Source organism: uncultured Zoogloea sp. (assembly GCF_937894855.1).
Lineage (GTDB): Bacteria > Pseudomonadota > Gammaproteobacteria > Burkholderiales > Rhodocyclaceae > Zoogloea > Zoogloea oryzae.
Genome location: NZ_CALAYQ010000129.1, coordinates 1 through 19,310 on the forward strand (window position 1 = coordinate 1; position 19,310 = coordinate 19,310).

24 protein-coding genes and 1 pseudogene are annotated in these 19,310 nt (G+C 67.8%); 6 read left to right on the forward strand and 19 right to left on the reverse strand.

Annotation, left to right across the window (positions count from 1 at the left end):
• The 4 genes and pseudogenes from Q0672_RS14730 to Q0672_RS14745 all read left to right on the forward strand — a co-directional run.
• Window positions 1-380 (forward strand): annotated as a pseudogene (locus tag Q0672_RS14730) (isocitrate lyase); the annotation flags it as partial.
• A 142-nt stretch (window positions 381-522) separates the two neighbouring features.
• Window positions 523-1,386 carry a DMT family transporter gene (locus Q0672_RS14735; RefSeq protein WP_298623325.1) on the forward strand — a complete coding sequence of 288 codons (864 nt, stop codon included), beginning with the start codon at window positions 523-525 and terminating at the stop codon, window positions 1,384-1,386.
• Between the two features lie 60 nt (window positions 1,387-1,446).
• On the forward strand, window positions 1,447-1,809 hold the full coding sequence (locus tag Q0672_RS14740; protein WP_298623328.1) for an STAS/SEC14 domain-containing protein: 363 nt from the start codon (window positions 1,447-1,449) through the stop codon (window positions 1,807-1,809).
• A gap of 59 nt (window positions 1,810-1,868) precedes the next feature.
• Window positions 1,869-2,690 (forward strand): sulfurtransferase, encoded by an 822-nt coding sequence (locus tag Q0672_RS14745; RefSeq protein WP_298623384.1) that lies wholly within the window; start codon window positions 1,869-1,871, stop codon window positions 2,688-2,690.
• A gap of 183 nt (window positions 2,691-2,873) precedes the next feature.
• Here the strand turns inward: Q0672_RS14745 and nifS are convergent, their stop codons facing one another.
• The 4 genes from nifS to Q0672_RS14765 form a co-directional block, all read right to left on the reverse strand.
• Window positions 2,874-4,082, reverse strand: a complete 1,209-nt coding sequence (nifS, locus tag Q0672_RS14750; protein ID WP_153161157.1) for a cysteine desulfurase NifS — start codon at window positions 4,080-4,082, stop codon at window positions 2,874-2,876.
• A gap of 82 nt (window positions 4,083-4,164) precedes the next feature.
• Window positions 4,165-5,061, reverse strand: coding sequence for a Fe-S cluster assembly protein NifU (gene nifU / locus Q0672_RS14755; protein WP_298623332.1), 897 nt, complete (start codon window positions 5,059-5,061; stop codon window positions 4,165-4,167).
• Window positions 5,062-5,073: 12 nt separating this feature from the next.
• Entirely contained in the window at window positions 5,074-5,397 is a 324-nt protein-coding gene (locus Q0672_RS14760; RefSeq protein ID WP_153161155.1) for an iron-sulfur cluster assembly accessory protein, read from the reverse strand.
• Window positions 5,398-5,568: 171 nt separating this feature from the next.
• Window positions 5,569-6,477: a LysR family transcriptional regulator gene (locus Q0672_RS14765; protein WP_298623334.1), complete on the reverse strand. Its 909-nt coding sequence runs from the start codon at window positions 6,475-6,477 to the stop codon at window positions 5,569-5,571.
• A gap of 105 nt (window positions 6,478-6,582) precedes the next feature.
• Between Q0672_RS14765 and Q0672_RS14770 the strand changes: the two genes are divergently transcribed.
• Entirely contained in the window at window positions 6,583-7,140 is a 558-nt protein-coding gene (locus Q0672_RS14770) for a pyridoxamine 5'-phosphate oxidase family protein (RefSeq protein ID WP_298623336.1), read from the forward strand.
• Between the two features lie 26 nt (window positions 7,141-7,166).
• Complete coding sequence (locus Q0672_RS14775) at window positions 7,167-7,760, forward strand: glutathione S-transferase family protein (protein ID WP_298623338.1); 594 nt, start codon at window positions 7,167-7,169, stop codon at window positions 7,758-7,760.
• 10 nt (window positions 7,761-7,770) lie between these two features.
• On the opposite strand, the gene Q0672_RS14780 is transcribed toward Q0672_RS14775, so the two are convergent.
• The 15 genes from Q0672_RS14780 to rsxC all read right to left on the reverse strand — a co-directional run bounded on the left by Q0672_RS14780 (window position 7,771) and on the right by rsxC (window position 19,287).
• Window positions 7,771-8,187, reverse strand: a complete 417-nt coding sequence (locus tag Q0672_RS14780; protein WP_298623340.1) for a hypothetical protein — start codon at window positions 8,185-8,187, stop codon at window positions 7,771-7,773.
• A 2-nt stretch (window positions 8,188-8,189) separates the two neighbouring features.
• The gene (locus Q0672_RS14785; RefSeq protein WP_298623342.1) at window positions 8,190-8,561 is read right to left on the reverse strand and encodes a hypothetical protein; all 372 of its coding nucleotides are present in this window, start codon (window positions 8,559-8,561) and stop codon (window positions 8,190-8,192) included.
• Entirely contained in the window at window positions 8,561-8,845 is a 285-nt protein-coding gene (gene fdxB, locus Q0672_RS14790) for a ferredoxin III, nif-specific (RefSeq protein ID WP_304951751.1), read from the reverse strand. The genes Q0672_RS14785 and fdxB overlap by 1 nt, the downstream gene beginning before the upstream one ends.
• A 3-nt stretch (window positions 8,846-8,848) precedes the next feature.
• Window positions 8,849-9,061, reverse strand: coding sequence for a CCE_0567 family metalloprotein (locus Q0672_RS14795; protein WP_153161148.1), 213 nt, complete (start codon window positions 9,059-9,061; stop codon window positions 8,849-8,851).
• A gap of 14 nt (window positions 9,062-9,075) precedes the next feature.
• On the reverse strand, window positions 9,076-9,540 hold the full coding sequence (locus Q0672_RS14800; protein WP_153161147.1) for a NifX-associated nitrogen fixation protein: 465 nt from the start codon (window positions 9,538-9,540) through the stop codon (window positions 9,076-9,078).
• Window positions 9,533-10,003 (reverse strand): SoxR reducing system RseC family protein, encoded by a 471-nt coding sequence (locus Q0672_RS14805; RefSeq protein ID WP_298623346.1) that lies wholly within the window; start codon window positions 10,001-10,003, stop codon window positions 9,533-9,535. Before Q0672_RS14805 ends, Q0672_RS14800 begins: the two co-directional genes overlap by 8 nt.
• Window positions 10,000-10,473 carry a NifB/NifX family molybdenum-iron cluster-binding protein gene (locus Q0672_RS14810; RefSeq protein ID WP_153161145.1) on the reverse strand — a complete coding sequence of 158 codons (474 nt, stop codon included), beginning with the start codon at window positions 10,471-10,473 and terminating at the stop codon, window positions 10,000-10,002. Before Q0672_RS14810 ends, Q0672_RS14805 begins: the two co-directional genes overlap by 4 nt.
• Entirely contained in the window at window positions 10,436-11,833 is a 1,398-nt protein-coding gene (nifN, locus tag Q0672_RS14815; protein WP_298623348.1) for a nitrogenase iron-molybdenum cofactor biosynthesis protein NifN, read from the reverse strand. Before nifN ends, Q0672_RS14810 begins: the two co-directional genes overlap by 38 nt.
• Before the next feature lie 220 nt (window positions 11,834-12,053).
• Complete coding sequence (gene nifE / locus Q0672_RS14820) at window positions 12,054-13,454, reverse strand: nitrogenase iron-molybdenum cofactor biosynthesis protein NifE (protein WP_298623350.1); 1,401 nt, start codon at window positions 13,452-13,454, stop codon at window positions 12,054-12,056.
• 196 nt (window positions 13,455-13,650) lie between these two features.
• Entirely contained in the window at window positions 13,651-15,009 is a 1,359-nt protein-coding gene (locus Q0672_RS14825; protein WP_298623352.1) for a citrate transporter, read from the reverse strand.
• A gap of 76 nt (window positions 15,010-15,085) precedes the next feature.
• Window positions 15,086-15,355 carry an RnfH family protein gene (locus Q0672_RS14830; protein ID WP_153161142.1) on the reverse strand — a complete coding sequence of 90 codons (270 nt, stop codon included), beginning with the start codon at window positions 15,353-15,355 and terminating at the stop codon, window positions 15,086-15,088.
• An 11-nt stretch (window positions 15,356-15,366) separates the two neighbouring features.
• Window positions 15,367-16,050: an electron transport complex subunit E gene (locus Q0672_RS14835; RefSeq protein ID WP_298623356.1), complete on the reverse strand. Its 684-nt coding sequence runs from the start codon at window positions 16,048-16,050 to the stop codon at window positions 15,367-15,369.
• 1 nt (window position 16,051) lies between these two features.
• On the reverse strand, window positions 16,052-16,660 hold the full coding sequence (gene rsxG, locus Q0672_RS14840; protein ID WP_298623358.1) for an electron transport complex subunit RsxG: 609 nt from the start codon (window positions 16,658-16,660) through the stop codon (window positions 16,052-16,054).
• A 15-nt stretch (window positions 16,661-16,675) separates the two neighbouring features.
• Window positions 16,676-17,764: an RnfABCDGE type electron transport complex subunit D gene (locus tag Q0672_RS14845; protein WP_298623360.1), complete on the reverse strand. Its 1,089-nt coding sequence runs from the start codon at window positions 17,762-17,764 to the stop codon at window positions 16,676-16,678.
• Entirely contained in the window at window positions 17,761-19,287 is a 1,527-nt protein-coding gene (gene rsxC / locus Q0672_RS14850; protein ID WP_298623362.1) for an electron transport complex subunit RsxC, read from the reverse strand. The genes Q0672_RS14845 and rsxC overlap by 4 nt, the downstream gene beginning before the upstream one ends.
• Window positions 19,288-19,310 lie beyond the last annotated feature (23 nt).

A 19,310-nucleotide genomic window follows, 5' to 3' on the forward strand; every position in this document is an offset into this window, starting at 1 on the left:
CGGGCAAGCTGCTGTCCTACAACTGCTCGCCGTCCTTCAACTGGAAGAAGAACCTCAACGACTCGCAGATCGCTTCCTTCCAGGAAGAACTGTCGGCGCTGGGCTACAAGTACCAGTTCATCACCCTGGCTGGCATCCACGTCAACTGGTACAACACCTTCAAGTTCGCCAAGGCCTACGCCGGCGGCGAAGGCATGAAGCACTACGTTGAAATGGTTCAGGAACCGGAATTCGCCGCTCGCGAACAAGGCTACACCTTCGTCTCGCACCAGCAAGAAGTCGGCACCGGCTACTTCGACGACGTGACCACCGTCATCCAGGGCGGCTCCTCCTCCGTCAAGGCCCTCACCGGCTCCACCGAAGAAGAGCAGTTCCACTAAGCTTCGATCGCCGGTAACCCTCACCGGCACGCTTGGTCGATCGACCCCCGCGGGCGCAAGCCCCCGGGGGTTTTTCACGTGGTTTTCCGGGACCGGTGCGGGCCTCCGGTAGAATCGGGCGCTTTCGTCCTCGGCCCCCGCCATGCAATCCCTCTGGATGATCGCCGCCAGCCTGCTGTTCGCCTGCATGGGCGTCTGCGTCAAGCTCGGCTCGGCGCATCTTGCCACCGGCGAACTGGTGTTCTACCGGGGCTTTGTCGGCTTCGTGATGATGCTGGCGCTGATCCGCTGGCAGGGCATCCCGTGGCGCACGCCCCACTGGCGCATGCAGCTGTCCCGTGGGTTCTCCGGCACCATCTCGCTGATGTGCTACTTCTTTGCCCTCGGCGTACTGCCGCTGGCGACCGCCGTCACCCTCAGCTACACCTCCCCGCTGTTCGTCGCCCTGCTGCTGATTTTGTGGTTCGGCGAGCGCCCCGGACGCGGCGCCTTCGCCGCCATCGCCCTGGGCTTTGCCGGCGTGGTGATGCTCCTCAAGCCCACCTTGCAGCCAGACCAATGGTTCGGCGCGCTGGTGGGCATGACGGGCGGCATGCTGGCGAGCATCGCCTACATCAACGTGCGCGAACTCGGCCGCGTCGGCGAACCGGAAGCCCGCACCGTGTTGTGGTTCTCCTTCGTCACCAGCCTGTTCGGGCTCGGCTGGGCGATGCTGTCCGGCGGCCTGCATCCGATGGACGCCCGCACCCTGGCGATCGTCCTGGGCGTGGGCGGCTTCGGGGGCTTCGCCCAGCTCGCCATGACCCGCGCCTACCGCTACGGCAAGACGGTCGTGTCGGCCAACCTGTCTTACAGCACGGTGATCTTCTCGAGCCTGTTCGGCGTCGCCCTGTGGGACGAGCGCCTGCCCTGGGCCTCGCTGCTGGGCATCGCCACCATCATCGCCAGCGGCGTGCTGATCTCCGTCGTCTCGCGCCGACCCGCGCCAGCGCTTGAGTCCGATTGAAGCGCGGGGCGTGCAGGGCTACACTGCTGGCATCCCTTCACCCCCAAGAGGACCCAGGAAATGATCACCACCGACCAGAAGGAAAGCCGGGTCAATCTCACCGTCTTCGGCGAATTCACCCTCGCCGACTACAAGGAGTTCGAAGAAGTCGTCAATTACAAGGTCAGGTTTGAAGGGCCGGTCAGCCTGTTCTTCGACCTGCGGGAAATGAGCGGCTTCACCATCGACATGGCCCTCGAGGAAATCCGCTTCGCCCGGGCCCACGCCCACGACTTCGCGCGCATCGCCATCCTCACCGACGACCAGTGGGTCGCCTGGAGCGCCTGGCTGTCGAAGATCTTCGTGGACGCCGACGTGCGCGTCTTCGAAGACGTCGATGACGCCGAAGCCTGGCTCAGCGGCATCGAATCGCCGGTCGCCTGAGGACGCCGGTCGTGCCGCAGCCCTTCACCCAGCTCGTCAGCGTCCAGGAGGCCGCCACCCTGGCCACGCCCGCGTGGCGCTTCTTCGACTGCCGCTTCAACCTCGCCAATCCGGCCGCCGGCCGGGACGCCTACGGGGCGGGGCACCTGCCCGGCGCGTTCTTCCTCGATCTCGAAGAAGACCTCTCCGGCCCCTGCTCCGGCCTCAACGGCCGCCATCCGTTGCCCGATCCGCAGCTTCTGGCCGACAAGCTCGGCAGCCTCGGCGTCGGCCCGAACACCCAGGTCGTCGCCTACGACGACGCCGGCGGCATGTTCGCGTCGCGCCTGTGGTGGCTGCTGCGCTGGCTGGGACATGATCGCGTTGCGGTGCTAAACGGCGGCATCCAGGCATGGACAGCTGCCGGCCACCCGGTCGTCACACACGTGCCGCAGGCCACCGCCGCGGCCTTCACGCCGAGGGTACAGAAGCAGCTGCGGGTTGATGCCGACTTCGTGCTGAGCCACCTGCACGATCCGGCCATGCTGCTGATCGACGCCCGGGCGCCCGACCGCTTCCGCGGCGAGAACGAGACCCTCGACCCCGTGGGCGGCCACATTCCCGGTGCGATCAACCGTTTCTTCAAGGACAACCTGGACGCCAGCGGCTGCTTCAAGTCGGGCGCCCAGCTCCAGGAAGAGTTCGGCAAGCTCATCAACGGCGGCGACGCGCACAACGTGGTGCTGCAGTGCGGTTCCGGCGTCACGGCCTGTCACAACCTGCTGGCGATGGAGACCGCGGGCCTCTCCGGCGCACGGCTCTACGCGGGCTCATGGAGCGAGTGGTGCGCAGATCCGGCCCGGCCGGTAGCCACCGGCCCCGAGACGCCCGTCCAGCGATAAGCTGACCGCGGTCGGCACGCTGTTACGCAGACGCGTATCGACTGCGCGCTCCTACCCCCCCTTCCCCTGCCCTTCCGCCTGCGATTGGCCGTCCGCCCGTCGCGCCCCCCAAAAAAAGAGCCCCGGAATTGCTTCCGGGGCCAAGCCTTGGTTACTGCTTGAGGAGTTACGTTCGATGCCGGCCTACGCGTAGGTCGGGGCGAAGCTGGCTTCCGGGTTGGCGGAGGGGCCCTTGTCGCCCCAGTAGGGCGAGAGCTTGCGCAGTTGTTCGATGATCGGCGGGACGGCGGCGATGACGCGGTCCACTTCCTCTTCGGTGTTGTACACCGACAGGGAGAAGCGGATGGTGCCGTGGGCGGCGGTGTAGGGGATGCCCATCGCCCGCATCACGTGGGAAGGTTCCAGCGAGCCCGAGGTGCAGGCCGAACCCGAGCTGGCGGCGATGCCCAGCTTGTTGAGCAGCAACAGAATGGCCTCGCCCTCGATGTATTCGAACGCGATGTTGCTGGTGTTGGGCAGCCGGTTGGCCACGTCGCCGGTGGGGAAGCAGTGGGTGATCTGGCTGAGGATGCCTTTTTCCAGCTTGTCCCGCAGGGCACGCACGGTGGTGTTCTCGGTTTCCATGTGCTTCATCGCCAGCTCGCAGGCCATGCCGAGGCCGACGATGGACGCCGAGTTCTCGGTGCCGGCGCGACGGCCGCGCTCCTGGTGGCCGCCGCGCAGCAGCGGACGGAAGCGGCAGCCGCGGCGCAGGTAGAGCACGCCGATGCCCTTGGGCGCGTGGAGCTTGTGGCCGGAGAGCGACAACATGTCGATCTTGGTGTTCTTCAGGTCGATGGGGATCTTGCCCACGGCCTGCACGGCGTCGGTGTGGAACATGATGCCCTTGGCCGCCGCCAGCTCGGCCATCTCTTCCACCGGGAAGATCGTGCCCGTCTCGTTGTTGGCCCACATCACCGACACCACGGCCACGCGGTCATTCAGCAGCGACTTGTATTCGTCGATGTCGAGGCGGCCCTTTTTATCCACCTTGAGCTTGTGGACGATGTAGCCCTCCTTCTCGAGCCATTCGCACAGGGTCAGGATGGCCGGGTGCTCGACGACGGTGGTGATGACCGTGTTGCGCTCCGGCTGGGCCTTGAGGGCCGAGAGGATGGCGGTGGAATCGGATTCGGTGCCGCAGGAGGTGAAGATGATCTCCGAGTCGTGCTCGGCGCCCAGCAGCGCCTGCACCTGACTGCGCGCCTTCTTGAGGGCCTTGCCCACTTCGCTGCCGAAGGCGTGGATGGACGAGGCGTTGCCGAAATGCTCGGTGAAGAACGGGAGCATGGCCTCCACCACCGCAGGATCGACCCGCGTCGTGGCGTTGTTGTCGAGATAGACGGGTTTCATGGCACGGGCCTCTCTATGTTCTGTTAGGGTGTCGCGGCGATCCGGCCACCGACCGGATCGCGGGTGCTGGCGTATCGGGGGATTACGCCTCAACCGGCATGTGGGACGAGGGCAGAACCTGCACCAGCTCGCCCAGCGCCTCGATCATCTTTTGCTGGATGCCGCCCAGGGTGGCCGCTTCCATCATGCAGCCGGAGCAGGCACCCTTCAGATGCACGTAGATCTTCTTGCCCTGCACGTCGGCCAGTTCCACGTCACCGTGGTCGCGCTGGAGCATCGGGCGGACGGCTTCGAGGACTTCCTCGATCTTCTTGATCTTCTGCACCAGGGTGAGCTTGGTGGAAGGCGGCTTCGGCGCTTCCGGGGTGGCCGGGCAGGCGGGCGGGGGCGACACTTCGCCGGGGCCGGCGCGCTCGGCCATCACCTTGGCGAGGATCTCCTCGATGCCTTCGTGGCAGGCGGCGCAGCCACCACCGGCCTTGGTGTAGAAGGTGACTTCCTCGACGGTGTTGAGGTTGTTGGCCTTCACCACGTCTTCGATCATCACCGCGTCCACGGCAAAGCACTTGCAGATCAGCGCACCTTCCTCGTGGTCGTCGCTCCACTCCTCGCCACGGTAGTTGGCGATGGCGGCCTGCAGGGCTTCACGGCCCATCACCGAGCAGTGCATCTTCTCGGGGGGCAGGCCGTCGAGGAAGTCGGCGATGTCCTGGTTGGAAACCTTGAGGGCTTCATCCAGGGTCATGCCCTTGATCATCTCGGTGAGGGCCGACGACGAGGCGATCGCCGAGCCGCAGCCGAAGGTCTGGAAGTGCGCGTCCTGGATGATCTCGGTCTCGGGCTCGACCTTGAGCATCAGGCGCAGCGCATCGCCGCACTGGATGGAGCCCACGTCGCCGATGCCGTTGGCTTCTTCCAGCGGGCCGGAGTTGCGCGGGTTGAAGAAGTGCTCGCGGACCTTGTCTGAGTATTCCCACATGGCGGCAGCTCCTTAAACCGAGAACGAAGAACCGCAGGCGCACTTGGCGCTGGCGTTGGGGTTGTCGAACTTGAAACCGGTGTGGGTGAGCGTATCGACGAAATCCACGGTGACGTTGTCGATCATCGGCATGGTCATCGGGTCCACCAGCAGCTTCACGCCGTCGATTTCCAGTTCCCAGTCGTCCTCAGCCTTCTCGGCCTCGAGCTTCATGCCGTACTGAAGGCCGGAGCAGCCGCCGCCCGAAACAACCAGGCGCAGACCGGCAACGGGGGTTTCGGAGCCGCGGATGAAACGTTGGACGGCTTTGACGGCAGCGGGGGTGAGATTGATCATTTCGGTTCTCCGATTTGGGGGGCTATGCCTCCTCTTTGCAAGGGACGTGCCACGTCCCGCCAAACCGGCAAACCGTTGTTTTTGATAGGGATGTCAGCCTTCGGACGACTGTCGGAGGCGTGTCGCGTTTACGACAATGGGGGATTCGCGCCGCCGCCGCGACGCGCTCGATCAGCCGGCCAGGCGTTCGCGCAGGCGCGGCGCGGCCCAGTCGAGGAAGGCCCGCACCCGGGACGGCAGCAGCCGCCCGTGGGGATACAGCAGACTCACCGGCACCGCCGGCGGTGCCCAGTCGTCGAGCAGCCGCTCCAGCTCGCCGGCGGCCTCCGACGCGCGCACCTGATAGGCCAGGAAACGCCCGCAGCCCACGCCCTTGCGGCAGGCATCCAGCCCCACGTCCACCTGATTGGTAGCGAAGCTGCTGCGCACCGGCACCCGCACGTGCTCGCTGCCCCGCTCGCCGACCCGCTCGAAATGCCATTCGTGCCCGTCTCCCAGCCCGGTGAGGCGGATCACCGCGTGGCCGGCGAGCTCCGCCGGGTGCATCGGCCGGCCGTGGCGGGCAATGTAGCCCGGGCTCGCGCAGGTCACCCGGCGGGTGCTGCCCACCGGCACCGCCACCAGCCCCGAATCCGGCAGCGCGCCGATGCGCAGCGCCAGGTCGATGCTCTCGTCGAGGAGATCGAGCACCCGATCCACCAGCAGCAGCTCGACGCTCATCTCGGGATGTTCGGCGAGGAAATCGGTGACCACCGGCGCCACGTGCAGCCGGCCGAACATCACCGGCGCGGTGATCACCAGCCGCCCCGACGGCCGCGTGCGCCGGGCGGTGACGGCGTTCTCCATGTCGGCCAGATCGGCCAGCAGGCGCCGGCTGCGCTCCAGGTAGTCGCGGCCCTCTTCGGTCAGCGCGATGCGCCGCGTGCTGCGGTTGAGCAGGCGCACGCCGAGGGATTCCTCCAGCGCCGCGAGGCTGCGCACCACCGCCGCCAGCGACACCCCGAGCCGATCCGCGGCGGCCGTCAGGCTGCCGGCCTCGACGATGCCGACAAAGGTGTTCATCGCCTTGAACTTGTCCATGCGGCCAAGATTAAACCGATCGCTGCACCAATGAAATTCTCAAACGCGTATTTATTGCCGCAATCGAAAGGATCACGATAGCCAAAACGGTCCGGAGAACCTGCCATGTCCCGCCACTTTGCCGACATCACCTGCACGCCCGGCGTACGCGCCACCCAGCAGCGCTACCTGGGCGCCCCGCTGCCCACGCCGGCGGGCAACCCCGAGGCGATCCTGGGCGATCGGGAGCGCACCTTCATCGCCGCTCGCGACAGCGCCTACCTCGCCACCGTGGGCGAAGGCGGCTGGCCCCACGTGCAGCACCGGGGCGGCCCGCCGGGCTTTCTGCGGGTGATCGACGCGCGCACGCTGGCTTTTGCCGACTATGGCGGCAACCGCCAGTTCGTCAGCGTCGGCAATCTGGCAGGCCAGCCCAAGGCGGCGCTGATCCTGATGGACTACCCCAACCGCCGGCGCCTCAAGCTGCTCGCCGAGATCACCGTGCTGCCCGCCGACGAGGCCGACCCGGAGCTGGTCGCCGCCGTCGGTCTGCCCGGCGCGCCACCCACCGAGCGGGTGATGGTGCTGCACATCGCGGCCTTCGACTGGAACTGCTCGCAGCACATCACTCCGCGCTATTCGGCCCGCGAGCTGGCCGAACGCGATTCACTTCCCAAGCCCTGACGCCCCAACGAGAAAAGGAGACACCCATGAAACTGTACGACCTCACCCTCTCCGGCAACTGCTACAAGGTCCGCCTGCTTGCTGCCCTGGCGGGCATTCCGCTGGAGATCGTGCCGGTGGATTTCCTCGGCGGCGAGCACAAGCGCCCGCCCCTGATCGAGCTCAACCCGTGGGGCGAGCTGCCGATCCTGGTGGATGGCGAGGTGGTGCTGCGGGATTCCCAGGCGATCCTCGTCTATCTCGCCCGCCGCTACGCCGGCGAAGCGTGGCTGCCCGGCGATCCGGCGGCGATGGCCGAGGTTGTGCAGTGGCTGTCCACCGCCGCCAACGAAGTGCAGAACGGCCCCGGCGCGGCGCGGCTGGTGGACAAGTTCGGCTACGCCCTCGACAAGGCCGACACCCTGCGCCGGGCGGCGCGCATCCTGCCGCTGATCGAGGCCCGGCTGGCCGATCACGACTGGCTGGCGCTGGACCGGCCGACCATTGCCGACTGCGCGGTGCTCCCCTACGTGGCGCTGGCCCCGGAAGGCGGCGTGTCCCTGGGCGACGTCCCCCACATCCGCGCGTGGATCGCGCGGGTCAAGGCCCTGCCGGGCTTCGCACCGATGCCGGGCGTGTGAGCGCGGCGGGTCACCCCAGCACATGCTCGTAGGCCCGGCGCAGGAGCTGGCGCTCCACGTCGGTCAGGGCGCGGGATTCGGTGATGGCGATGAAACGCGCGCCGATCCGGTCGGCCGCGCCGAAGGGCGGGTCGATGCCGGCAAAGGCGCCCAGCAGCACCGGCACGTCGCCGCCCGGGGTATCCACCCACGCCTGGAAATCGCCTTCCGGGTCGATGGCATCCTCGGGCAGGCCGAGCCGCACCTCCGCCTCGCGCACGACGGCGGCAGGGTGGATCTGGACCTTCGGCGACCAGTCCTCGTCCCGCAGCGCGGCCAGCGCCGGCAGGGCCTTGAAGGCGACGACGCCATAGGGCAGGCACAGAAAACGCACCCGCCCGCTGGTCTTGTGTTTGTGCAGCAGGATCAGCCGCGGCTGCGTGTCCATCGTCAGGTCATGTAGGCGGCGATCACGGCCTCGCCGCGAAGCTTGTCGGGCTTGCCCCACACCTGCACGGATTCCACGTAGCTCTCGGGCTTGTCGGGATGGGGCAGCAGCACCTGGTATTCGGCAAACACCCGCCCGTCGGGGAACAGCGTGACCGTGCCGTAGCGCGCCGAGCCGCGCCAGGTGCCGATCAGGCTCACCTCCTGCGAAAAGGGGTCGATCTTCTCCTCGAAGGAGAGCAGCGACCAGTCCGGCTCGTTGCCGATGGACAGGCCAAGGCGCTCCACCTCCCGCCGCAGGGCCGCGCACACGGCGGCCCCGGTGGCGGCGTCGGGCTGCGGCGCGACCGCGGCGGCAGGCACGGGCCCGGACATCACACGCTCGCCGGCGAGTAGGTGTAGCAGTCCTTCGGGCACACCCGGCCGCAGGAGCCGCAGCCGATGCAGTCGGCGCCGTTGGCGATGGACATCACCATCATGTTGTCGTCGTCGGAGTCGTCGTCATCCTCCAGCTCGCGCTCGACCAGATCGAGCACGTTGCGCGGACAGACCTTGTAGCAGCGGCCACAGCCGATGCACTTGGCCTGATCCAGGTTGGTGACGAATTCGGGCGTCCATTCCACGCCCCCGCGGGTCAGGCCAGTGATCTGCGCCATGATGAATCAACCTTTCTGTGCCGCAGACAGGCGGGCGTTGGCCTCCGCCCATGCCTGGCAGGCGTCGTACGTGGATTGGGAAATGCCCGGGATCTCGTGGTAGCCCGCCGGCAGGCGGTCTTCCACGAGGTCGTGCAGCTGGGAGGCCCATTCGGAAGCGATGCGCTTGAGCTTCTTCACTTCCTTGTCGAGGGCCGCGATCTCTTCGGCGGTGCTCATGACGGCCTCCCTGCTCACATCCCGGCGACGGCGGGGTATTCGCCGATGCGCTCAAGGGCCACGGAGAGGATCTTGTCGGCCTCGTCCTTCATCTTGGAGAGGCTGGCAAAGCCGAAGCGATGCACGTCGCGCAGGGTGCGATCCACGGCGACCAGCTTGCCGACGGTGATCAGCGCGCGGCCAAAGCCTTCGTGGGTCAGATGCACCAGCGGCACGGCGAGCTGCTTGCATTCCTTCTCGATGAGCACGGCGATGGCGTTGTAGAAGGCCTTCACGCGGGCGATGGTCACGTCGTCCGGGTCGCCGATGAGGGGGATTTCGGCCTTGCGTTCCTTGGTGAGGACGTAGGGATCGAGGATCTTCTCCACCGTCCAGCCCTGGTAGGTGCCGTAGGTGTCGAGGGCGCGCATCTGGCGGGCCATCTCCTTGATGAAATCGGTATCGAGGATGGGATCGCGTTCGACGACGGGGTCAGTCATGATGAAACTCCTGGATGGAAATGGGTGAGGAAGGCGTGCGGATCGGCACGAGCCGGGGAGCGGGCATCAGGCGGGGCGCCAGTGCGATCGCAAATCGGGCGAGGATCAGGGCGGCGAGAAAGCCCCCCATCGCCCCCAGTGCAGTAACGCCATCGCGGCCGTCGAAGGCGGCAGCGAGCGCCGCCCCCAGCAGCATGGCGATGGCCGGAAAGAGGTAACCGAGCACGGCGCTGGCCGACAGGCCCGCCGCCGGCAGGCCGACGGAGACCACATCACCTACCGCCACGCCCGCTTCGAGGGGCACGGTGAGCAGCGTGGCCGGGCGGTCGCCGGCCATCTTGCCCACGCCGCAGGCGCTCACGTGGCCGCAGGACGAGCAGCCGCCGGTCTCCATGGCGACGATGGCCTTGCCGCCCTCGATGCGGCGCACCACGCCGCGGTGTTCGATGAAGGGCGCGCTCATCCCTGCCAACCCTCGTCTTCCATCTCCGAGAAGCGGTCGTCGGATTTGGTCTGGGCGGCGATGGCGCGGTCGATCCACTGCACACCGCCCTCCTTCATCGCACGGCTGATCTCGGCCAGCAGCTCGGGGATGGCGTCCACCTCGTCGGTGCGGATCGGCTGGATGCCCTTGGCCATGAGCTGCTTGATCGCCGAGGCGCCGATGGCCATCACGTACACCGCGTGGCAGCCGGCGAGAAACTCAACCTTGGCGGCGAGCTTGTTCTCGTTGCCGTCCATCGCCTCTTCGGGGAAGTCGGCGACGCCCACGAGGGTGGCCTTGTCGGGCACCACTTCGTAGATGGCGAAACCTTCGGCGGCGCCGAAGTGCTGATTGACCCGACTGCGGTCGGTGGAGGCGAAGGCGACCCTGAGCACGGCGGCGGGCTCCTCTTTAATGGACCAGACCAGCTGCAGACGACGGGGAGCCATGGTTGTCGCCGAGGCGGGGCTCGGCCCGGTAGATTGATTGATAGGGTTCGAGTTCATGGTGTTGCCTCAGCATCAGGTTGGCGAAATCGAACAAGGCCTGCCGCGTGCCGCGGTAGCCCACCCAGGTGCGCGCATAGCCGCCCACCTGGTCGTATTGGGGAAAGCCGGCCCGCATCAGGGGCAGGCCCAGCCGCTCGGCGGTGCCCGCGGCGTGGGAGTTGGCAACGATCACCTGGGCGCCGCCGGCGCGGGCGTCCTTTTCCAGGTCTTCCAGATCGCCGATGACGATCTTCGGCACCGGCAGCAGCGCCAGGCTCTCGTGCTTGGCCGGGCTCACCGCGGCGACGATCTCGGCGCCCATGCCGGTGAGAAAGGTGGCCTGCATGCCCAGCAGATCCGGGTCGGCCGCCAGGGCCACGCGGGCAAAGCCGAGCATGAAGTGGCAATCGACCATCGCGTCCTGCAACTGGGCGCGCCAGCGGTCGATGCGCGCCGGTACCGGCTGGCCGGAGATGTCGGCGAGCGCCTGGGTGAAGGCGTCGCAGTCCTCCAGCCCCATCAGGCCGGCAAAGCGGTAGTCGGGCACGCCGGTGCGGGCGCGGAGCAGATCCGCCGCCTTGAAGAGCGACGGGCCGACCACCAGCGTGGCGGCCGATTCGCCCATGATCTCGATCTCCGCCCGGGGCGTGCCGCCGATGGTGAGGGACGAGAACTCGGCGTCGGTGAGGTGCCCGTCGAGGGAATCGCCGATGTCCGGCAGCACCACCGCACGCAGGCCGAAAGCTTCGATCCACTCGCGGATCGCCTCGATGTCGCCGGGGGTGAGCATGCCCGAGGCCAGCACATTGACCTGCTTGGGCCGGCGCCCGGCACTGCGGCCTTCGGGCACCAGCACGTCGATCATCGATTCCACCGCCAGGGCGTAGCCGCTCTCCAGGCAGCCCACGTAGTCCGGCGTGTTCACCGGCACCACCGCCACTCCGGCGTATTCCGGGTGCTTCTCGCGGAAGATCCGCACCGTGCGGCGGATGTCGGTGCCCTGGGTTTCCGAAAGCCCCGTGGTGACGAGGCCGATCACGTCGGGCTTGCTCTTCTCGGAGAGCACCCGCAGGCCCTCGACCACGTTGTCGTCGGCGCCCATGATCGAGGCCACCTGATCCATCGCCGTGGTCTGCAGTGGAATCGGCTCGCGGAAGTGGCGCACGAAGAACACCTTGCCGAAGGCCGTGCAGCCCTGCGAGCCGTGCATCAGCGGCAGGCTCCGGCCCAGGCCGAGGAAAGCCAGCGAGGCCCCCACCGGCTGGCTCACCTTGAGCGGATTGACCGCCAGCGCCTTCTTGGATTGGACGATTTCAGCCATATCAGTTTCTCCACTGCGCGTCGCGCAACCCGCGACACATGAAACGAAGGCACGGCTCTTGGGCCGGCCGCGCGCGGCCGCTCCGAAGCGGCCGGCCAGCCCCCCAGTGGGGGGGTGAGGCAGGGATTTCATGGCGCACCGCGCCATGCCTGCCGAACGGGCCTGCTGTGCAAAGCCGGCTCTCCACGCCGCAGGCGCGTCGGGGGGCGTCGTTCATCTTTCAGGCGGCCAGCACGGTGCCGGGGCCCTGCTTCGCAGCCCACGGCGCGGGCTTGCGCACCGACGCCCACACCGGGCTGCCCATCGACAGCGCCAGCTGGCGGGCCAGCTCTTCCATGCCGGCGTAACCGGCGTAGCCGAATTCCCGCTCCTGGTTGATGTCGAGGAAGGGGATGCGCGCCTTGAGGGCCGTGTAGAGGTTGCGGCCGCCGGCGATGAGGATGTCGGCCTTGTACTCGTGGTAGGTGGACAGCAGCGCCTTGGGGCTGCCGTCGTCGATCATCTTGGTGTCGTCGCCCATCAGCTCGCGGATGCGCGCCTTGTCCTCTTCCGTCGACTTCTTGGTGCCGGTGGCGACCACCTTCATGCCCAGGTCCTGCAGGGCCGAGACGATGGACCAGGACTTCACGCCGCCGGTGTAGAGCAGCACGCGCTTGCCGTTGAGGCGCTCGCGCCAGGGGTCGAGCGCCGCGCGGGACTTGGCCTCCTCCCGGGCGATGACGGCCTCGGTGCGGGCGATCAGGTCGGCGTCGCCAATGATCCGGGCGAAGTCGCGCAGGGCGTTGTTCATGTCCTGCACGCCGTAAAAACTGCCCTCGAAGAACGGGATGCCGAAGTTGTCTTCCATCTTGCGGGCCACGTTGAGCAGCGCCTTGGCGCACACCACCATGTTCACCTTGGCCCGGTGCATGGTCTGCACCTCGTGGAAACGCGCGTCGCCGGACAGGGTGCACAGGATGCGCAGACCCAGTTCGTCGAACAGCGGCAGCACGTGCCAGAACTCGCCGGCGATGTTGTATTCGCCGATCAGATTCACGTCGTAGGTGGGCAGGCCGTCGGCGCGGGGCGCGGCGGGTTCGGGCTCGCGGGTGCCGATCACGTGCTTGAACATCGCCTCGCCGGCCAGCCGGTTGCCCAGGTTCTTGGTGCCGTAGAAGCCGGCCGCATCCACCGGCACCACCGGGGTGCCCCAGCGCTCGGTGGCGGCGCGGCAGACGGCCTCCACGTCGTCGCCGATCAGCGCGGTGACGCAGGTGTTGTAGATGAACACCGCGGCCGGCGAGTAGCTGTCGATGGCCTGCTTGATGGCGTGGAACAGGCGCTTCTCGCCGCGGCCCATCACCACGTCGGTCTCGGAGAGATCGGTGGTCATCCCGATGCGGTACAGCGTGGGGCCGGAGGAGCGGGTGCCCCGGTTGTCCCACGATGAGCCCGCACAGGCGATGGGGCCGTGGACGATGTGGGCCACGTCGGCGATCGGGAGGAGCGCGATCTGGGCGCCATCGAAGGAACACCCGCCGGCGGTGGCGCCGGGCTTGGGCTTGGCGCACCCGGACTTTTCCTTCTTGTTGTGGCTGCAGGCCGGCTCGTCGAGCAGGGCCTGGATTTCGCTGGCTTTCATGCTGGCCTCTCCAAGGGTTCAGGCACCTACCAGCAATTTGAGTGCCAGCTCCAAACCCCTGTTTTTAAAGGCCTGACGGTCATTTCACGCATGTCGCAAAGCCGACAAAACCCCGCTGCCGGTACAAACCCAACAGCGCCCCACCAAAGACAAAGGCCGCCAGAGCAGCGGCCTTCAGGCAGAAGCGCGGAGGTACTCAGTGGCTGGCGGGGGACGCCAAGGGCGCCTCCAGCGCCACCGGCGCCGGGGCGTTGTGGTCGGCATCCGGGTGCCAGCCGAGCACCGTGAGCATGATGAAGAAGCCGGTCACGTAGGCCACCGGTACGTGCCAGCCGTGGCGCAGCCACTGGGCCGCCGAGCGGGCCTCGGGGAACATGCTCGACAGGGCCACCCCGGCCGACGAGCCGAACCACAGCATCGAACCGCCAAAGCCCACCGCGTAGGCCAGGAAGCCCCAGTCGTATCCGCCCTGGCGCAGGGCCAGCGCGGTGAGCGGGATGTTGTCGAACACCGCCGACACGAAGCCCAGGGCAAGGGCCGACTGCCACGAGGCGGCGGGCAGCTCCTCCACCGGCATCATCGAGGCGCACAGCACCAGCGACAGCAGGAAGACCGAACCCTTGATGGTGTCCGGCAGCACCTCCCAGTCGTGGCGACGCACCGGGATGGTCAGCAGGATCGCCGCCCACACAGCCACACCGATGAAGGGGAAGGCGTCGGCCATCTCCGGAAACTTGATGTTGATGGTGATGTTAGTCCCCACCGCGAACACCAGCATGGTCAGCACGATGAAGATCCGCCCCCAGTCCACGTGGGTGTGCTGGTGGGCGTGGCGCAGGATGGGCGAGTAGGCGTGCTGCTGACGGGCACCGAAGTAGCCGATGATGAGCAGCGCCACCCCCGCCGCCACGTAGGCATCCACCACGATCAGCGGGCTCACCCCGTCGATCCACATCATGGTGGTGGTGGTGTCGCCCACCACACTGCCCGAGCCACCCGCATTGGACGCCGCGACGATGGCGGCCAGGTAGCCCACATGCACCTTGGCCTTGAAGAGCTGATGGGCCATCGCGCCGCCTATCAGCGCCGCGGCGATGTTGTCGAGAAAGCTGGAGATCACGAAGACCATCACCAGCAGCAGGAAGCCGCCCTTCCAGTCGTCCGGCAGGAAGCGCGGCAGGATCACCGGCACGTGGCTCTTCTCGAAATGCCGGGCGAGCAGCGCAAAGCCGGTGAGCAGGCAGAACAGGTTGGCGATGGTCACCCATTCATGCCCCAGGTGCCCGACGAGGCCCGCCACGCCGGCGCCTGTCTTGAAGCCGGTGATGAGCACCTTGTAGGCGCTGATGGTGACGAGGCCGACAAGGGCCACGTAGAGGGTGGCGTTATGGAACAGCGCCACACCCAGCAGGGTGAGCGCGAAGAGGATGAAATCCAGCGGGATGCCGCCGACGGACGGCAGGCTGCCGGCCGCGAAGGCCGACACGGGGAGCAGCAGGCCGAGGGCCAGCAGCGCCCGGCCCGTTGAGGGTGGGTGCGAAGGATGAGTGGACATCGGCATTCTCGAAGGCAAATGAAAAATCGGGGAGCCGACATGAAACCGGCCGGGCGGGCCGGCCGGTCGAGGCAGGTCAGTCGTCGGCGAGATCGCGCCGGGGCACGGTTTCCGGGTCGGCGATGATGGCGCGGTAGATCTCCACCCGGTCACCCGGGCGCAGGGCCGCATCGGGCTTCACCAGCCGCCCGAAGACACCGACCTTCTGCTTCGTGAGGTCGATGTGGGGGAACTGGTCAAGGATGCCCGAGCGCTTGATGGCATCCGTCACCGTGGCCGTCTCGGGCACCTCGATGGTCACCCAGATCTGGTTTCCGGGTTCGGAGTAGGCAACGCCAATCTGCATTTTGTATCTCCTCAAGCGGCCGACGGCGTGGCCAGCCCGCGGCCCCGCGCCGACGCCCTGGCTTCGGCGCGCCGCTCCATCGCCCGTTTGCCGGCGAGCAGAAAGCCCAGCAGGGCAAATCCGCCGGGCGGCAGGATCATCAGCAGTGCGCCGCCATAGCCGGGCAGTTTCATTTCAAGAAAGGCAAACGATGGTCCGAGCAGGTTGGATGCCTGGGCGAACAGCGTGCCGGCGCCGAGGAACTCCCGCAGCAGCCCCACCACGGTGAGCGCGCCGGTGAAGCCCAGCCCCATCGCCAGCCCATCCACCGCTGAGGCGGCCACCCCGTTCTTGACGGCGAAGGCCTCGGCGCGACCGAGGATGGCGCAGTTCACCACGATCAGCGCGATGAACAGCCCGAGCACCTTGTACAGATCGTGCAGCCAGGCGTTCATGGCCATGTCCACCACCGTCACCAGGGTGGCGATGAGCACCACGAACACCGGAATGCGCACCTGGGAGCTGACGGTGTGGCGGATCATCGACACCAGCACGTTGGAGACCACCAGCACCGCGGTGGTCGCCAGCCCCATGCCCAGGCCGTTGGTGCCGCTGGTGGTGACCGCCATGGTCGGACACATGGCCAGCAGCTGGGAGAACACCACGTTCTGGTCCCACAGGCCTTCCTTGATGATGCTGCGGTAGTCGTTGCTCATGTCAGCCTCCCGTGATTTCCGTGCGGTGCTCGGCATAAAAATCCAGCCCGCCCTTCACCGCCTTGACCACCGCCCGCGGCGTGATGGTGGCGCCGGCAAACTGGTCGAACACGCCGCCGTCCTTCTTCACCCCCCACCGCTCGGGGGCCGGATCACCCAGGGACTTGCCGTCGAAGGCCTTCACCCACGGGTCTTTCTTCACCTCGATCTTGTCGCCCAGGCCCGGGGTCTCGGTGTGCTTGAGCACCCGCACGCCCAGGGTGTGGCCTTCGGCATCGACGGCCATCAGGATGCTGATCTCGCCGGCGTAGCCGCGCTCGGCCACCTGAAACACCGCGGCCTTCACGGCCCCGGCGTGGCGGGCGCGGTAGATCGTCACCGGCTTGCCGGCCTTGTCGATGGCCAGCGTGTCCTTCAGGAAATCGTTGTCGGCCAGCCCGGCCGGCAGCACCTCGGCGAGGGAATCCCGCAGGTCCTTGGCTTCGGCGGCGGCGATGGCCTCGCCGGTAGCGCCAGCAGCCATCGCCAGCGCGGCGCTCGCCACCAGGGCCACGATGCCGAGCAGTACCGGCTGGTAGCCGATGTGCTCGCGGATTTCGTCCAGTTTCATGGGTCAGGCGCTCCCTTACTTGGCCGGAATTTCCAGCGGCTTGCCCTTGCGGTCGCGGCCGAGGATGCGCGGCTTGACCAGGCGGTCGATGACCGGCGTGAGGGCGTTCATCATCAGCACGGCAAAGGCCATGCCCTCGGGGTAGCCACCCCAGGTGCGGATGATCCAGGTGATGAGACCGATGCACAGCCCGAAGACGATCTGCCCCGGGCCGGTGTTGGGGGATGTCACGTAGTCGGTGGCGATGAAGAAGGCGCCGAGCATCGCCGCACCGGAGAGCAGGTGCTCGGCAACACCGAGGTAATGGGCCGGGTCCACCGCGTGGCCGATGGCCGCCGGAATCGCCAGCCCCGCCAGCACCGCCACCGGCGTGTGCCAGGTGATGACGCCGGTGGCCAGCAGGTAGAGCCCACCCGCCAGGATCAGCAGCGAGGCCGATTCGCCCAGGCTGCCCGCCCGGGTGCCGAACCATGACAGCGCCGGCGCGTTAGCGGCGGCGAGGGACTGCAGCAGGTCGATGCCCCGGGACATCTCGGTCTTGGTGTGGCCCAGCAGCGAGGCGCTGGCGATGCCGTCGAGCGGCGGCGCGCTGGTCACGAAGATGTGCAGCCCCTGCAGGAAATCCGGCGCCTGCACGCTGGCCAGGCTCATGGGCAGCACCCACTGGGTGAGCGGCACCGGAAACGACACCAGCAGCGCCACCCGGGCGACCATCGCCGGGTTGAAGACGTTCTGCCCCACCCCGCCGAACACCTGCTTGCCGATCACGATGGCGATGAAGCCGCCCACCACCGCCACCCACCAGGGCGCCCACGGCGGCAGGGTCATCGCCAGCAGCCAGCCGGTGAGCAGCGCCGAGCCGTCGAACAGCGTCTTGCGGACGCGGGTGGAGCCGGTCATGCGCAGAGCCATGGCTTCGAAGACGAGGCACGACACCACCGTCAGCAGCCACAGGAAGAACGACGGCCAGCCGAACAGCCAGAAGCCGTAGAGGGTGGCCGGCACCAGCGCGAGCTGGACCCGGACCATGGTGCGCCCGACGGTGTTGCCGCCGTGGGCGTGGGGCGAGGCGATCGCTTCGCCCTGGAGGGTGGCGAGATTCACGCGATTTCTCCCTTCTTCGGTTCGGTGCTGGCTGGCGCCGCGGCGGCAGCGGCTGCAGCCTGCTGGGCGGCTCGCTCGGCCTTGCGTCTGGCGGCGGCTTCGGCCTTCTCGCGCGCTTCACGCTCCAGCCGCTCCTGCCGGGCAACGCCGAGCTTCTTGGTGGATTCGGTGCTCAGCTTGGCGCGCTCCCGGGCCGAGAGATCGCCCTTGGCGTGGTAGAAGTACTGCACCAGCGGGATGTGCGACGGGCACACGTAGGCGCAGCAGCCGCAGGCGATGCAGTCGGCGAGGCCCAGGTCCATCGCACCATCCAGGTCGTCGTTGCGGATGCGGGCGCTCATCTCGAGGGGCAGCAGCCCCATCGGGCACGCCTTCACGCAGCTGCTGCAGCGGATGCAGGCTTCCGGCTCCATGGCCTCGGCCTCCTTCGCGTCGAGCAGCAGGATGCCGCTGGTGCCCTTGACCACCGGCACCCGGGCATGGGGCAGCAGGGTGCCCATCATCGGGCCACCCATCACCAGCCGGGCCACCTCGCCCCTGGCCCCGCCGGTGAATGCGATCAGGTCGCTCACCAGCATGCCCAGCGGCACCTCGTAGTTTCCGGGCATGGCCGCGGCGGCGCCGTTGACCGTCACGAGGCGACTCACCAACGGCCGACCCAGCACCACCGCGTCATGCACGGCCCGGGCAGTGCCCACGTTATGAACGATCACCCCCACGTCGGCGGCGCGGGCGTCCGACGGCACCTCGCGGCCGGTCAGCTCGACGATCAGCTGGCGGTCGGACCCCATCGGGTAGCGCGCCGGCACCGGCACGATGGTGATGTTGTCGAAGCCCCTGGCCGCCTCGCCCATGGCGGCGATGGCCTCGGGCTTGTTGTCCTCGATCCCCACCTTGGCGCAGCCGGCGCCGGTGGCCACCAGCATCAGACGGATGCCCGAGACGATCTCGGCGGCCTTGTCGCGCATCAGCCGGTCGTCGCACGAGAGATAGGGCTCGCACTCGCTGCCGTTGATGATGAGGGTGTCGATGTCGGAGCGGCGCCCCAGGTTGAGCTTGACCGACGACGGGAAGGTCGCCCCGCCCATCCCCACCACGCCGGCGGCGGCCACCCGCGCGGCCACGTCGGCCGCGGCCAGGGCGTAGGGGTCGGCGGGCAGGTTGTCGGGTTCGATCCAGCGGTCGTCGCCGTCAACCGTGAGGGTGATCGCCATCGCCGGCAGGCCCGAGGCGTGGGGCGCGGTGATCTCGCCGATGGCGCTGATGACACCCGAGGTGGGCGCATGCAGCGGGGCCGAGATGTTGCCCTGGGCCGCCGCGATCAGCTCGCCCTTCCTGACCTTCTGGCCCACCAGCACCACCGGGCGCGCGGCGGCGCCCACGTGCTGGGACAGCATCAGATGCAGGCGCTGCGGCAGCGGCACCGCATGGACGGGCTGGTCGGCGGCCGGCCGCTTGTGGTCGGCCGGATGCACGCCCCAGTGCTTGCCCGTGAGTTTCTTGATCAGACTGCTGAAGTCCATGGTGGCTCCTTAGGCTCCCGTTA

Bases quoted from the DNA above. Each gene is read 5' to 3' on its own strand.
- Q0672_RS14780 (WP_298623340.1), bottom strand. From the start codon at position 8,187: ATGGACACGCAGCCGCGGCTGATCCTGCTGCACAAACACAAGACCAGC.
- nifU (WP_298623332.1), bottom strand. From the start codon at position 5,061: ATGTGGGAATACTCAGACAAGGTCCGCGAGCACTTCTTCAACCCGCGC.
- Q0672_RS14735 (WP_298623325.1), top strand. From the start codon at position 523: ATGCAATCCCTCTGGATGATCGCCGCCAGCCTGCTGTTCGCCTGCATG.
- nifE (WP_298623350.1), bottom strand. From the start codon at position 13,454: ATGAAAGCCAGCGAAATCCAGGCCCTGCTCGACGAGCCGGCCTGCAGC.
- Q0672_RS14775 (WP_298623338.1), top strand. From the start codon at position 7,167: ATGAAACTGTACGACCTCACCCTCTCCGGCAACTGCTACAAGGTCCGC.
- rsxC (WP_298623362.1), bottom strand. From the start codon at position 19,287: ATGGACTTCAGCAGTCTGATCAAGAAACTCACGGGCAAGCACTGGGGC.
- Q0672_RS14810 (WP_153161145.1), bottom strand. From the start codon at position 10,473: ATGGCTCCCCGTCGTCTGCAGCTGGTCTGGTCCATTAAAGAGGAGCCC.
- nifS (WP_153161157.1), bottom strand. From the start codon at position 4,082: ATGAAACCCGTCTATCTCGACAACAACGCCACGACGCGGGTCGATCCT.
- Q0672_RS14795 (WP_153161148.1), bottom strand. From the start codon at position 9,061: ATGAGCACCGCCGAAGAGATCGCGGCCCTCGACAAGGAAGTGAAGAAG.
- Q0672_RS14805 (WP_298623346.1), bottom strand. From the start codon at position 10,003: ATGAGCGCGCCCTTCATCGAACACCGCGGCGTGGTGCGCCGCATCGAG.
- rsxG (WP_298623358.1), bottom strand. From the start codon at position 16,660: ATGAAACTGGACGAAATCCGCGAGCACATCGGCTACCAGCCGGTACTG.
- Q0672_RS14770 (WP_298623336.1), top strand. From the start codon at position 6,583: ATGTCCCGCCACTTTGCCGACATCACCTGCACGCCCGGCGTACGCGCC.
- Q0672_RS14835 (WP_298623356.1), bottom strand. From the start codon at position 16,050: ATGAGCAACGACTACCGCAGCATCATCAAGGAAGGCCTGTGGGACCAG.
- Q0672_RS14785 (WP_298623342.1), bottom strand. From the start codon at position 8,561: ATGTCCGGGCCCGTGCCTGCCGCCGCGGTCGCGCCGCAGCCCGACGCC.
- Q0672_RS14825 (WP_298623352.1), bottom strand. From the start codon at position 15,009: ATGTCCACTCATCCTTCGCACCCACCCTCAACGGGCCGGGCGCTGCTG.
- Q0672_RS14765 (WP_298623334.1), bottom strand. From the start codon at position 6,477: ATGGACAAGTTCAAGGCGATGAACACCTTTGTCGGCATCGTCGAGGCC.
- Q0672_RS14740 (WP_298623328.1), top strand. From the start codon at position 1,447: ATGATCACCACCGACCAGAAGGAAAGCCGGGTCAATCTCACCGTCTTC.
- Q0672_RS14760 (WP_153161155.1), bottom strand. From the start codon at position 5,397: ATGATCAATCTCACCCCCGCTGCCGTCAAAGCCGTCCAACGTTTCATC.
- nifN (WP_298623348.1), bottom strand. From the start codon at position 11,833: ATGGCTGAAATCGTCCAATCCAAGAAGGCGCTGGCGGTCAATCCGCTC.
- Q0672_RS14830 (WP_153161142.1), bottom strand. From the start codon at position 15,355: ATGCAGATTGGCGTTGCCTACTCCGAACCCGGAAACCAGATCTGGGTG.
- Q0672_RS14800 (WP_153161147.1), bottom strand. From the start codon at position 9,540: ATGACTGACCCCGTCGTCGAACGCGATCCCATCCTCGATACCGATTTC.